This is a genomic window from Allomuricauda sp. M10 (assembly GCF_020782875.1).
Classification (GTDB): domain Bacteria; phylum Bacteroidota; class Bacteroidia; order Flavobacteriales; family Flavobacteriaceae; genus Flagellimonas.
Genome location: NZ_JAJGBN010000005.1, coordinates 249,345 through 262,795, shown reverse-complemented (window position 1 = coordinate 262,795; position 13,451 = coordinate 249,345). Strand labels below are relative to the sequence as shown.

The window sequence follows — 13,451 nt, the reverse complement described above, 5'->3', positions numbered from 1 at the left end:
AAGCAATGACCTTTACCCTTCCAACCATTTCAACATTTGTAACCTTACTATTGTCCGGTCTCACCGCAGGTCTATGTTATACTTGGACAAATGCGGTAACCCCAGGCATTGGTCAACTAAATGACTTGGGTTATCTACAATCCTTTCAGGAAATGAACCGGGCCATCATCAATCCGACCTTTCTTATCGTCTTTTTCGGGCCTTTTTTCGCCCATATTGTCAACCTATATCAAAATTGGGGACTGGGGCAACAGCACCCATTGTTCTGGCTGTATTTGTCATCAGCTGCTCTCTTTATCATTGGTGTAACCTTTGTGACCCTTTTAGGTAACATTCCCTTAAATGAAATGCTGAACAAGGCGGATCTAAATCATCTTTCGGAGGCGGACCTAAGTACCTTGAGAAACCGATTTGAAAATCCATGGAACCAACTTCATTGGATCAGGACCCTTTGTTCCCTAGGATCGTTCATCCTTTTGATCATAGCACAACTTCAAAAATAACACTCATTAATTAATAATATAGATCATGAAAAAAGACACTTATTTGATTTTAGGCGGCACTGGAAAAACGGGCCGAAAAGTAGTTAAAAGCTTATCCCATTTAAACCAAGACGTGAAAATCGGCTCAAGGTCTTCCTTGCCTCCTTTTGATTGGGAAAACAGTGACACATGGCCAAATGCCTTGGAGGGTGTGGACAAAATGTACATTAGCTACCAACCCGATCTGGCCGTACCAGGAGCATTGAAATCAATCGAAAGCCTAATTGCCCTCGCTATGAAAATGGAGGTTAAAAAAGTGGTACTGCTCTCCGGAAAGGGCGAGCGAGAAGCCGAACTTTGTGAGCAGGTTGTCATTCATTCCGGCTTGGACCATACCATAGTCAGGGCGAGTTGGTTCAATCAAAATTTTAGTGAAAGTTTCCTATTGGATCCAATCCAACAGGGAATGGTGTATTTGCCCCAAGCAAATGTTCCAATTCCTTTTGTAGACACCGGTGACATCGCCGATGTGGTGGTTGAGGCATTGTTGCATACTGAACACAATGGAAAAATCTATCAACTTACGGGCCCATCTACTCTGTCTTTCCAGGAAGTAATCGAATTGATAGCCAAGACCACTGGTCGCACAATTGGTTTTGAACCCATCAGCATGGAACACTATGTATCGGCATTGAAGGAAGAAGGGATTCCCGATGATTTTGTTTGGTTGATAGAGTACCTATTCACCGAGGTATTGGGAAACTCAACGGTTTCGGAGGTTACCCATGACATTGAAAACATATTGAAACGCAAACCGATATCCTTTTCGGATTATGTAATCGAAACTGCCAAAACAGGGATTTGGCACCATGAAAAGGGAATCTCGGAATAAGGTTTTTCCAATCGTAACTATCCTATCCAATGCATTTCAGGAAAAACCTTATTTAAGACATCGGCGAAGGGCGGTCAAAAAAAAAGAGCCTCTTAGGTAGCACTTGTCCCAACTACATAAAGGGTGGCTCCAAAAACGGATGCCACCCTACTCTATTGAGAATTTGCAGGTTTGGATTACGGTAAGAATCCAGATAATCCAAAGGATCTGATTCATTGCCATAATAAACCAAAAAAGCCGCTGGCACCGACCTATGGCTTGAAGAGTTGGGTCAGTCGGTGTTGCGGCAATTGCAGTATTTTATTGGAAAATAAAGTTTTCCGATATGTTATTAAAAGGTTGTAAATTTCCCCATGCTTTTCCAGTTCTTGTCCGCTTGGGCTATATGCTTTTCCTTGCCTTCTTTTTCCCATACCTTGACAAAATCGCCTTCCAGGTTAATGGTGAACATGTATAGCTTTCCATCGATTACCCTAAAACTTTTAGGGTCTGGCTGGAACTTCCCTCCCAAGGAAACTGCAAAGGCACACCAACCCCCATACTGCGGTTGATATTTTTTAGGATTAGCCTGAAACTTCTTCTGTTGATTCTGATCCACAAAATAGTAGGTCATTCCATCATAGGTGGTCTTAAAGGCCTTCTTTCCCAATTGTGCCTTACCATTATAGATATAGGACACTGGGCTGTATCCTTCCAGGGCTATCATGCTATCATCGGCACTATAGCTATGGGATTGTGCCTGCATGGAAACCATGCCGGTCAGAATTAGCCCGAGAGCAAGGGCAAACCATTTTTTTGGACTAAAAGTCATTTTTGTTTTCATATTGAATTGTTTTAAAATTTGGCACTAAATTATCGTTGTCCTTTGCCTGATGCTTTGGATAAATGGGCACAATGTCCTGGAATTGCTATCATCACCGCTTTTCCATTCTAACCGTGACACCTTATTGGAAGCCTACCTAGACAAGACGACGCTCCTGTTCTTCAATGGGCAAGTCATTGATACTGGCATATCTTTTTTGCATCAATCCATTGTGGTCAAATTCCCAATTCTCGTTCCCGTATGCACGGTACCACTGTCCGGTCAGGTCCCTGTATTCATATTCAAATCGAACGGCGATCCTATTATCAGAATGGGCCCAATAGGACTTTTTAAGCTTGTAGTCCAACTCTTTTTTCCATTTGTCCGTCAGGAACCTTTGAATTTCTTCGCGCCCATTGATAAATTGCGAGCGATTTCGCCATTCACTTTCCAAGGTGTAGGCCATTGAGACCCTTACCGGGTCCTGGCTGTTCCAAGCATCCTCGACCAACTGTATCTTTATTTTTGCCGATTCTTTCGTAAAAGGGGGCAGTGGTAATCTCTTGTCCATTTTAATTCGATTTTTCGTTATTGATTCCTTGATTTTTTCTTTTCCACAATTGGATATGCCCATTCCCAAGCTTATAAAAAGCCAGTTGGATTTGAAACCAAAGATTTTGCATGTATTGCTTTATTTTGGCCATTACCAATTTTCTGCGAGGTAATTTTTCATTTTCTTTCTAGCCCGACTAAGGGCCACCCATGCATTTACCTTATTGATATCCAATGTATCGCAAATCGCCTCGGTGCTAAATCCCTTGATTTTCATTTTCAGTACCTGTTGTTCCCTGCTTCCCAACTGATCCATACCTGAATTCAGGACCAAATCGAGTTCAATGGCGTCCAGATAATCGTTCACATCACTGTGTTCGAGCCCGTTGGTGGCTCCGTCCCAATCGTGCCAATCAGGATAATCGGCTACCCGAATTGCCGTGTGTATGGCCCGTCCTTTTTTTGAGAAGGATCTGCGATAATGGTCCATTATCTTATGGTTCAATATAGAGGTCAACCAAACTCGTTCGCTCGAAAGTCCTTTGAAGCCAGGTGCCGAACCGAGAGCTGCCAAAAAAGTATCCTGGACAATGTCCTCCACTTTGTCCTCGGGCAATTTCAATCTGGCCATGGCAAAAAGATAATTTCCGTACTTGGCGAACCAAAGATCTGGATTGAGGTCGTTTTTTTTCTCTAAAATGGTTTCCATAATATGTTTTTTGATGGTTTGTAATTGTTCTTATTGGTCTTGTACTATCATTGTTAAGTTAAAGGGGCTATTTCCTCTGCAACCAATCTTTGGTATCGTGGTCGCTTTTTAATGAATTTTCTCAGCTCTGGGCATGTGGCGATTACTGCATATCCACTTCTATGGGTATAATCCATTATCCGTTCCATCAGTGCGTTACCCACTGCTTCCTTATCCAGTTTTTTATCGATCTTAAGCTTTTTGAAGTCACTGATTTGATGTCCTTTAATTTGATATTCCATGGAGGCAAGCAGCCCATTGACATGGAATTCGAGATAATTCCTGCCTTCATCGGTCTTGAATACCAATGGAATGCGATTAATGTTGTTTTCTTGGTACATCTCTTGGATTTTTATGCGTTAAGTCCTTTCCCCTAAATAGTTAATCGGTTCATGATCTTTGGTAAAGAGGAGGCGACTGGACTTCGCCTCCTCTCACAACTAAATCAAACACTAATGAAAAAACATCTTTTTCTCGCCCACATGTAGACTGATCATTCTTCGGCCAGGATCCGTTGGGCATCCAGGATCTCTTCCAATTCACTTGTAGTGTATACCTCACTCGCCATCATGGCATAATTGGTCTGTGCCGCTTGATCCCCATCGAGGTGAGGCAATTTTGCGGATGCCGTGGCATCCCCAACTACGGCTACTTCAAACCCGGATTCCAACAATTCACGCATATGGGATTCCACACATAGGTTTCCTGACATACCCCCAAGGATTACCTTATCGATTTTCTGTTTACGCAGTTGTAGGGCCAAGTCATTGTTCTCGGGCCCATATACTTTATGTGGGCTACAAATGGTTACTTTCTCCTTATCTGTGATATAGGGTTTATATTGTTCCAACCAGTCCGCTCCAGATCCCTCAAAGTCATTCATGTTCAATTGATCCTCCCGATCGAACATACCAATGTTGTGCATGAGTTTCTCCAAGGTGCCTTCAAATTGCCAACCATGGTCATGTTTATAATAGTAATGTGGTGAGATAAACACATGAATGCCATTTTCCGAACCCAAACGAAAAAGGGTTTCTATATTTTCAATGGTATTATTTTCCAGGACACTTTGGCCAACGGCACCCCAAGCAACCCCTTTTGGGCTCAAAAAATCATTTTGGGGATCTACGATCACTATGGCAGTATGCCTATCGATTTCAAATCCGCTAAGTGGGAGCTTGGCGGTTTTCTTGCCTTGTTTTGCATGTATGGTAGATTTCATAAAGGTGGATTTGTGAAGGTTTCAAATTGATTTTTAACACATCCTAAAATTCTTGGAAAGCACCGACCCATTTTATCCTATTGTTGCCAAAATGTTTTAATGCTGCGATTTTCCCTAGAAAGTCTGGCATGGGAGATCAATATCCTATAAGTGTTTCGATAAATTTTGAGCCTTCCTGGAATGACCATCCAAGGAATGTCATTAAAAAAGGCACTATGGAAAAAATAGGGCGACCCAAAAACTACTTTGCGACCTATACCTACACGACCATGTATTATGGCCTTGAACCTTCAATGGCTGTGCATTGATGAAGCATTACGACAAGAGATTATTTTTTTGAAGGGTCCTTTGAAAATTGAAGATAAGGTGCTCCTTGGACGCGTCGTTCAGGAAATTTGGTATTGACCAGATCTTTGGGCATTTGGGGGTCTACGATGACATCTTCCTCGGGTTTCCAATTGGCAGGGGTCAACACTTGATGGTCGGCATGCAATTGAAGGGCATCGATGGCCCGTAATATCTCGTCGAAATTACGTCCAATGGACGAAGGATAGGTAAGGTGTAGTTGGATAATCTTGTCCGGATCGATAATAAAGACTGAACGAACGGTCCTTTTATCGGTGGCCCCTATGGGAATCATTCCATACAAATGGGCAATTTCGCCATCGGCATCTGCTATGATAGGAAATCGTACATCAACACCCATGGAATTTTCTATATCGATTTTCCAATCCCTATGGGCCTCCAACGTATCCACACTTAGGGCAATCGCTTTTACGTTCCTACTTGTGAATTCCCTTTCCAATTGGGCGACCGTTCCTAGTTCCGTCGTACAAACCGGGGTATAGTCTTCCGGGTGCGAAAAAAGCAATCCCCACGACCTACCGAGCCACCGGTAGAAATGGATAATCCCTTCTGTGGTGTCCGCCTTAAAATCAGGTGCAATACTCCCTATTCCCAATATCATTTACAATTCCTTGATTATGAATACAAAATAGAAATATTTCTATTAAATCTGCTATATTTAAGCGTTTTATTCAAACATTGCCAACCATGACTCTCCAAATACGCTCGATCCTCGTCGATGACGAACAGAGGCACCATGACATCTTGGGGAAAATGCTTGCTACTTTTTGTCCCGAGATTGTCCTTATAGGCCATGCATATTCTGTAGGCGAGGCAGTTGAACTCATCAAGTTGGAACAACCCGATTTGGTATTCCTGGATATCGAAATGCCTGACGGCAATGGGTTTAACATATTCGATCATTTTGAGGAACCGCCCTTTGAAGTGATTTTCACAACGGCGCATGACCTCTATGCCATCAATGCGATCAAATATGCCGCCTTGGATTACCTCTTGAAACCGATCAATATCCAGGAACTCAAACAAGCGGTGGCCCGTGCCGCCAAAATCTTGGCAAAGCAAGCACCTTCCCGAGAGGAAGAATACCAAGTTCTTAGGGAAAATATCCATTTGCAGGATAAAAACCAGACCAAGATTGCCTTGCGTTCCTCAGAGGGCATAGACTTTATCGAGGCCCACCGCCTGATTCGTGTGGAAGCCAATCACGTCTATTCCAATTTTTACCTTGACAACGGAAGAATGATCATGGTATCCAAGCCATTGGGTGATTTCGAACCATTATTGGCATCCTTTAATTTTTTTAGAGTCCATAAATCGCATATGGTCAATTTGGGCCATGTTGAAAAGTATATCAAAGGAAAGGGAGGATATCTGATTTTAAAGGATGGATCCCATGTTGATGTATCGGTCAGGAAAAAAGAGGCTTTATTAAAGAAATTAATGTAAATCGTTTGGCATCTGAAGGGTAACCAAGGTCCCGATAGGTTCGTTGTCCCGTTTCAGATCTTCGACCCTGACGCTGAACACATTTTCCCCAAATTCCATATTCAACAATTCCATCCGGGCTTCGATATTCGACATTGCCATCGAACGATGTCCATTTTTGGGAACCAGAGAGGCAGACTCCCTCCCTACACCATTATCCATTATGGAACAATGAAGAGATTCCTCCATTTCCCAAATTTCCAAAAGCAATTGACCGGGTCGGGGAGATTTGCGAAGGCCATGGATAATCGCATTTTCCAAAAAAGGCTGGATAAGCATTGGTGGAACCATAATGTTTTCAGGTTCTTCAACATTAATTTGAAGATCATAGTCAAAAACCTTGTTAAACCTCGTTCTTTCCAACTTCAGATAGGTATCCAAAAATTTGATCTCATTGGAGAGGGTGATGTGGGGCAGGACCGAGTTTTCTAAATTTTGACGCATAAGACCAGCAAATTCGGAAAGATAATCCAAGACTTTTTCCGTTTCATTCGCCAGGACAAACTCTTGTATGGACGACAATGAATTGAAAATGAAATGAGGATTCATTTGGGAGGAAAGCATTTTCATCCTTGCCCGTAATGCTTCTTGCTTTTGTGCAAGTATCGCACTTTGGTGGAACCTTGAGGCTGAGATCACTGAACGGACCCTTGCCTTTAAGATTTCGTGATGAATGGGCTTCTTTATATAATCATTGGCTCCAAGATCAAAACACTTGGCCAGGGTTTCGTCCTCCTCTTCCGCGCTGATGACAATAACTGGAAGCATTTCAAAGGACGGTTCTGACCTGATCTCGGCCAACAATTCAAATCCACTGATACCGGGCAGGTTGATATCCAAAAGGACCAAATCAAAGTGTTTGGCATTCAACCGTTGAAAAAGAAATTGGCCCTTTGGGATGAATGAAATATCATAGCCTTCCTCACCCAAGACATGTTTTACTAGTTCAAGGACCTGCCTATTGTCATCAACGATAAGAATCGAAGTATCACTATACATGCATGGAGGCCGTTAAAAATTCTTGCAGGGCCCTTTCGTCCCCGGTATAAATGGCATCCTCCAATCTGTTAAGGGATTCTTGGGGAAGAATTTCCCCCAATGTTGCAGCCACTTCGACCAATTTCTCGGTTTCAAAAATGGGCAGGCTCCTTATGGTCTCCAAGGCCCAAAGTTTATGGTTCTTCTGGTCTTCATCCAAGACCGGAACTTTTTTGGGAATTTTTTTATTTGAGTCAGGTAAATGTTCCTTGAGAATACCCACAATTTTTGTTAACTGGATGGGTTTGGTCAAATAGTCGGCGAACCCCGCTTTAAGTGCCGCATCCTGGTGCTCCTTAAAAGCATCGGCCGACAATCCTATCACAGGAACCTTTGCATTGATTTTACGGACCAACTTCAGGGTTTCGAAACCGTCCATTTCCGGCATATGGATATCCATAAAGATGATGTCCGGTTGGAATTGTTTGGTCATGGCAATACTTTCCTTTCCATTGTTGGCCAGCAATATTTCCGAACCCAATTCCGAGAAAAGGGCACGGATCATTTCTTGGTTCATGGGATTATCCTCCACTACCAATATTCTTCTGTTTTGTGGGACCTTATAATTTGCCAATAACGTTTCAGGGGAATCAAATTGCAAGGGGCCGGCAGGTTCATATGGGATTTGGACCGTAAAACAGGTACCCGACCCTTCCACGCTTTCCACAGACAGTTTTCCTCCAAGGATATCGACCAAGCTTTTGGTAATGGCCAATCCAAGTCCAGTACCTCCGTACTTTCTGTCCATACCTGCATCCGATTGCATGAACGGTTCAAAAATTCGCTCCAGATCGGACTCCGGTATCCCAATTCCTTCATCGGAGATGGTGAACACCAGGGCATTTTCAGTCGCACACAGTCCTAGTTTTACACTATTATGGCAGGGAGTGAACTTTACGGCATTCCCCACGATGTTCATTAAAATCTGTTTTATTTTACCGCGGTCGGATCGAATATAACGTGGCGTTCCCGGGGCCAGATTGTAAATCACTTTTACGCCTTTGGATTTAGCAAGGCTGTTTTGAATTCGATACACAGAAAAAATCAATTGTCTCAAATCCAGATCCTCTACCGCAAGTGCTGTTTTCCCTGCCTCGATTTTGGAAAGATCCAAAATATCCTTGATAATTTCCGATAGGGAATCGGCACTTTGATAAATGTTATTGAGATACCTTCTAAAGGAATTGGTCAGTTCGAGGGACTTGCTCTGATTGGAAAGGATTTGTGAAAATCCTACAATGGCGTTAAGAGGGGTCCTGATCTCATGGCTCATGTTGGCAAGGAACTGCGATTTTGCCCGATTGGCGTTGTCCGCATCATTCTTTGCAAAAATCAGGTCCCGTTCCGCTTCCTTTCTCATTTCGATTTCGTGGTGCAGATGCTGGGTCCTTTCCCTGATTTTTTCCTCTAGGGCCTGGTTAAGCTTGGCGAGTTCCTTTTCAGATGCAGCAAGTTCCTGGTTGAGAGTCAAGGCCTTTTCATAGAGCATGGAATTTGTAATGGAGATAGCTGCCTGGGAAGCTATTATTCTTAGGACTTCCAATCCTCCCTCGGTGAACATACCTTTAACCTGGCTATTGACCACGAATAGTACCCCTACAAGATCTCCCTGCTTCATGAGTGGCATAAGCAACATGGAACCAGTATTGTCCGTAAGGACATCTTCTTCCTTGCTGCAATAGTTGGCTAGATTTTCAATGCACAACTCCTTTTTGTTGATAACCACATGTTCAATCAATCCAATTGGCAGGAAATGGCAATCGTCCAATTTGGATTCGGTAAAAAATTCCATGGACGATCTTGTTAGATCTATGAATTCAGGAACCGTCAAGTCGCCGCCATTTGACAAGATCAAGGCACCCTTATCTGCCCCTGCGTTTTCCATCACGATTTTTAGAAGGTTTTGCACGAGTCTTTCTTTGTTGACTTCTGCAGAAATCGTCTGCGTCGCTTTAATAAGACTCTGAAAATCGAAACTATTCTTGTTGGGGTTGAGCCCAAGCTTTGCATTTTGCATATCCAAGGATGATGAATGACCATCTCGATACACGCCCCACTTAACAAAGGTCCGATCGGATTCGTTCTTGAGTGCATGCCTCAAGAAACTAAAATCGGCCTCTGGCAAGGCTAAATGCAATACATTGGTCAAGAGGGCACGAACTGCAATTTGATTCCCCTTTTCTGTCCAACGGAGGGTTTCCTCTATTTTAGAAGTCAAATTGTCAAAATCCCCTACTTTACAAGAAAGTAACAGTTCTACAATATTGAATTCCGCCTTAAAATTATCGGGCATGGTTTCGGACCATTTTTTCAGGTGCCCTTGTCTTGAAACGATACGGTTCAACAACACACCATTAAGGTTTTCCTCGGTCATCAGTTCGCATATAGACAGTACGATCTGGTAACGGAAAAATTGGGGCTCGGTCGTTGCATATTCCAGTTCCGGCCCATGATGTCTATAGTATTGTAAAGTCCTTTCAAACTCACCGTTCAAACAAAAGGCCCACCCCATCAGGATATGATAGGTTGCCCGTGCCCCTTTGCAATTACATTCATCCAACAATTCCAAGGCCCTTAAATTGGCTTGGACTGCGTCTTTTGAATCAAAGCCCCTAAGAGTTAGTGCTATGGTTTTAAAGAGTTGCAGTTGGGCTATATAAACTTCACTATTGAAGATGCTACCTGTATCCAACGTATCATTACAAAATCGAAGGATCTCCCCGAGATTGTCTCCCAATAACAACTGGTTACGAATCTTGGCATAATGTAGGTTCTGTGCCCCATGAATATCTCCTCTATCAACACAATACTCGATTTCGGGCTCCAACCTTCGGTCTAGGGCCAAGTAGTCAAATTGCAGTGGACCCAATCCACAGTGGTAAACAGAAAGTGTTTTCGAATAATACTTATCCGAATCCCCTTGATCCAAGAGTTCAAGTCCGAGACCACCAAGTTGTACCCCAATTTCAAAGGAACCATAGCGATAGCACAATAGTGATCCCAGATGCGATAGCACGAAAGGTGTCGATTCGTTACATCCGAACTCCACTATAAGATTTCCCAATTTAAGTAGGATCAAAGCATAGATATCCTGGTTATTCCGTTGGGCCGAGGTACACATGTTTACCAAAACTTCAAGAACATATTGGTTCTCATGGGTCGCCCTGAACTTTTTACCAATGATCAAACGAAGATCATCCGGCAAAGCAGCACAGAACTTGCGATATTCAGAATCGATATCAGAAACCCCAAAGTTTGTATTGAATGTGGTCCCAAGGGCATTCAGGGCCTCGACTCCTTCCAAATAATTTTCATTATATAGGGAATAGGCTTCTTGGAATTTTAGGTTCAACAGATAGACCTCACCTTGCTGTTCCCTAGTAGCCACACACTTTAGAGCTTTGTCGGCAAAGCACCTTCCTTCTTCAATTCTACCCAACAAATAAGAGGCCTTTGCCAGCCCATAGAGCACTTCAAAGGTGTAGGTCTCCAACTTGAACCGTTCTTGAAGTTCCTTTGCAAACCCCAGATACTGAAATGCCGTATTGGGAGCGTTGGATTCATTCGCCTGTCGACCTGCCTGTAAAATGAAACCAAGAGACTTGATTGTAGTATCAAGCTCCAAAAGTGCATTGGATTGGATCAAATGCTCCACCAATTGGTTTAATTGAATGGCCTGCTGGAAATCCCCTTGTTCCAGATGAAAACGGGCCACTGCAAAATGAAGTGCTTCATTGGAAAGTTCGAATCCGGGAACGTTAAGATGGAATGCGGCTTGTTGGATTCGGTTATGGCCAAAGGTATAGGTGATCGGTTTGGATTCCAATTTAGAAAGTTGGCCCGATTCGGTCAACAGCTCCAACAAAAGGGTCACTATTTCCTCTGGAAATTTGCAAACCGAAGCAAGCAAAGGAATGTTGAATTTCCCGTTGTCATATGCGGCTACCTTGAGCAAAACCTGTGCTTGATAGGATTGTAACAACAATTGTTTTTCATGGATGGCCAATACGTTATCGGCCATTTCCTGTACTTTAATGCGTCCAAGATCGAATTGCCATTGATAGCTAGACATATCGTAGGTTAGTACATTATCCTCTCGGAGCGATTTTAAAAAAAGTTTGATATAATGTGGATTACCATCCGTCTTTTTATATACCAAACGACTGAATTCCCTTATTCTCTCCCCTTTTTCCGATAAGGCGTCCGCAACCATTTGATAGGTAGCCTCTTCCCCAAGGTTATGGAGTTTGATCACCGGGGCCCCTTTTTTTGATTTTTCAAGTGACCGTTGGAAGCACCGTAAAGGGTGGTCCTCGGTGAGCCCCTCCGGATTGAAGGACAACACGAACATCACCCTGGAGATCGGAGCCCAAGCCATATATTCTATTAACTTGAGTGACGAAAGGTCCGACCATTGAACGTCGTCAATGAACACCACACGTTTTAACCCGATTCCATCAAGGGTCCGGCAGTATCTTGCAAAAAGATTAACGAAACGGTCTCCAGTTTCCAAGGGATCCAAAGGTTCTGGTTCGGGTAGATTACCGGTGAGCTCCTTTAAATCGGGAATAACTTGGAAAAGGGCAGTGAGATCCGACCCAAGGCCAGACATAAAAACATCACGTACCTCAGCGTGGCTTTTTCCGGATTTCAACAAAATCCGTTGTGCAATATTGTGAAACGCCTGTTGAAATGCCCTGTAGGGTGTAGAATGTCCTTCGTCAAATCCACCAATGGAAAATAAGGTACTGGCATCGGCAATGGTCGACTCGAAGGTTTTTCCGAGACTGGTTTTGCCAATTCCCGACGGTCCTTCCAAAAAAACAACCGCCGAGGCACCATTACATATTTCCTTATATATACTGTTAAGCTTTTCAAGAGCAACTTCCCTTTCAAGAAGTGTATCAGAAAAACAAAAAGTACCCGGGTTGTATGAAAGGCTCAATTGTTCATAAACCAAAGGCTCGTTCTTGTCAAGTCCCGATTTCAAACCAATCAGATCCTTAAGCACGCCATGGGCCGTTTGGTATCTCTCATCGGGATTTTTCTCAACCAGCCCCCTTATAATATTGTAAATCCCGGTATCTCGCCATTGCAGGTCTAAATGTTCGATGGAATAGGTTTCGGTCAGGTGTTTGTGCAAAACTTCCTGTTTGTCCGCTGCATTGATGAAATGTGTTCCGGTCAACCAGAAATGCAACAGGACCCCCAAGCCATATAGATCAGATCTTTTATCGGGTAATTTATTGCTACGCCTACTGAATTCAGGGGCAAGAAAATGAAAATCATTTTCCTGGTAAATGGTCAGGTCTCTTTTGGCATAGCTTTTCTGTAGCAAAGTAATGCCCAAAACGATCAACTCCCCATTGTTGCCGCTCCAAACCCTATCATTTCTAAGAATACCGAAACAGTAGTTGGCTTCGTGTACCTGCAAGATGGTTTTCGTCAATTGAATTGATTTATCTAGAAAGACCTCAAAATCAATTCTCGTCTTTGGTGGGACTGGATTGACCTTTTTCAGGAAAGGAACCTCATAGACTACCTTTGACGAACTGACGGATCCAATGGTCCGGATGGACATGTCATTAAGAAAATTGGGGTCTGCCAAATAGGGCCTTTTATCCAGATCCATTCTTCCATTAGATTCCTCTTCTACAATACCAACGTTATCGAGCAAATTGACCCGAAGGTCCACATCTTTTATTGTCAAGTGTATCATGAGGCACGAATTGGATTACAATTTACTCATTTCTACGTGATTGGCTGTCACGTTAAGAAATGAAACGGCTACGTTAAGAAGATAAATTCGATCAAGTCGAATCGTCCAGTTTCGTTTTAAGCCAAGTTTTGGCTAAAAATGGTGC

Annotated in this window: 11 protein-coding genes; 3 read left to right on the top strand and 8 right to left on the bottom strand. The window is 43.0% G+C overall.

Going from position 1 to position 13,451, the window contains the following annotated elements; all coding sequences use genetic code 11:
- Nucleotides 1–5: 5 nt before the first annotated feature.
- The gene (locus LKX84_RS14250; RefSeq protein ID WP_228237815.1) at nt 6–503 is read left to right on the top strand and encodes a DUF1772 domain-containing protein; all 498 of its coding nucleotides are present in this window, start codon (nt 6–8) and stop codon (nt 501–503) included.
- 25 nt (nt 504–528) lie between these two features.
- Entirely contained in the window at nt 529–1,374 is an 846-nt protein-coding gene (locus LKX84_RS14245) for an NmrA family NAD(P)-binding protein (protein WP_228237814.1), read from the top strand.
- Nucleotides 1,375–1,705: 331 nt separating this feature from the next.
- On the opposite strand, the gene LKX84_RS14240 is transcribed toward LKX84_RS14245, so the two are convergent.
- From LKX84_RS14240 to LKX84_RS14215, 6 genes are all read right to left on the bottom strand, one after another.
- Nucleotides 1,706–2,197, bottom strand: coding sequence for a YHS domain-containing (seleno)protein (locus tag LKX84_RS14240; RefSeq protein ID WP_228237813.1), 492 nt, complete (start codon nt 2,195–2,197; stop codon nt 1,706–1,708).
- A 136-nt stretch (nt 2,198–2,333) separates the two neighbouring features.
- The gene (locus LKX84_RS14235) at nt 2,334–2,747 is read right to left on the bottom strand and encodes a nuclear transport factor 2 family protein (protein ID WP_228237812.1); all 414 of its coding nucleotides are present in this window, start codon (nt 2,745–2,747) and stop codon (nt 2,334–2,336) included.
- A 132-nt stretch (nt 2,748–2,879) separates the two neighbouring features.
- On the bottom strand, nt 2,880–3,437 hold the full coding sequence (locus LKX84_RS14230; RefSeq protein ID WP_228237811.1) for a sigma-70 family RNA polymerase sigma factor: 558 nt from the start codon (nt 3,435–3,437) through the stop codon (nt 2,880–2,882).
- Between the two features lie 53 nt (nt 3,438–3,490).
- Nucleotides 3,491–3,817 carry an N-acetyltransferase gene (locus LKX84_RS14225; protein ID WP_228237810.1) on the bottom strand — a complete coding sequence of 109 codons (327 nt, stop codon included), beginning with the start codon at nt 3,815–3,817 and terminating at the stop codon, nt 3,491–3,493.
- Nucleotides 3,818–3,969: 152 nt separating this feature from the next.
- On the bottom strand, nt 3,970–4,698 hold the full coding sequence (locus LKX84_RS14220; RefSeq protein WP_228237809.1) for a cysteine hydrolase: 729 nt from the start codon (nt 4,696–4,698) through the stop codon (nt 3,970–3,972).
- Nucleotides 4,699–5,026: 328 nt separating this feature from the next.
- Nucleotides 5,027–5,665, bottom strand: coding sequence for a redoxin domain-containing protein (locus LKX84_RS14215; RefSeq protein WP_228237808.1), 639 nt, complete (start codon nt 5,663–5,665; stop codon nt 5,027–5,029).
- Nucleotides 5,666–5,751: 86 nt separating this feature from the next.
- Between LKX84_RS14215 and LKX84_RS14210 the strand changes: the two genes are divergently transcribed.
- A complete protein-coding gene (locus LKX84_RS14210) occupies nt 5,752–6,510 on the top strand; it encodes a LytR/AlgR family response regulator transcription factor (protein WP_228237807.1) in 759 nt (252 codons plus the stop codon).
- Here the strand turns inward: LKX84_RS14210 and LKX84_RS14205 are convergent.
- Together LKX84_RS14205 and LKX84_RS14200 are read right to left on the bottom strand one after the other, a co-directional pair.
- The gene (locus LKX84_RS14205; protein WP_228237806.1) at nt 6,502–7,548 is read right to left on the bottom strand and encodes a response regulator; all 1,047 of its coding nucleotides are present in this window, start codon (nt 7,546–7,548) and stop codon (nt 6,502–6,504) included. The two genes, LKX84_RS14210 and LKX84_RS14205, sit on opposite strands and share 9 nt — an antisense overlap.
- Nucleotides 7,541–13,306 carry an ATP-binding protein gene (locus tag LKX84_RS14200; protein ID WP_228237805.1) on the bottom strand — a complete coding sequence of 1,922 codons (5,766 nt, stop codon included), beginning with the start codon at nt 13,304–13,306 and terminating at the stop codon, nt 7,541–7,543. Before LKX84_RS14200 ends, LKX84_RS14205 begins: the two co-directional genes overlap by 8 nt.
- Nucleotides 13,307–13,451 lie beyond the last annotated feature (145 nt).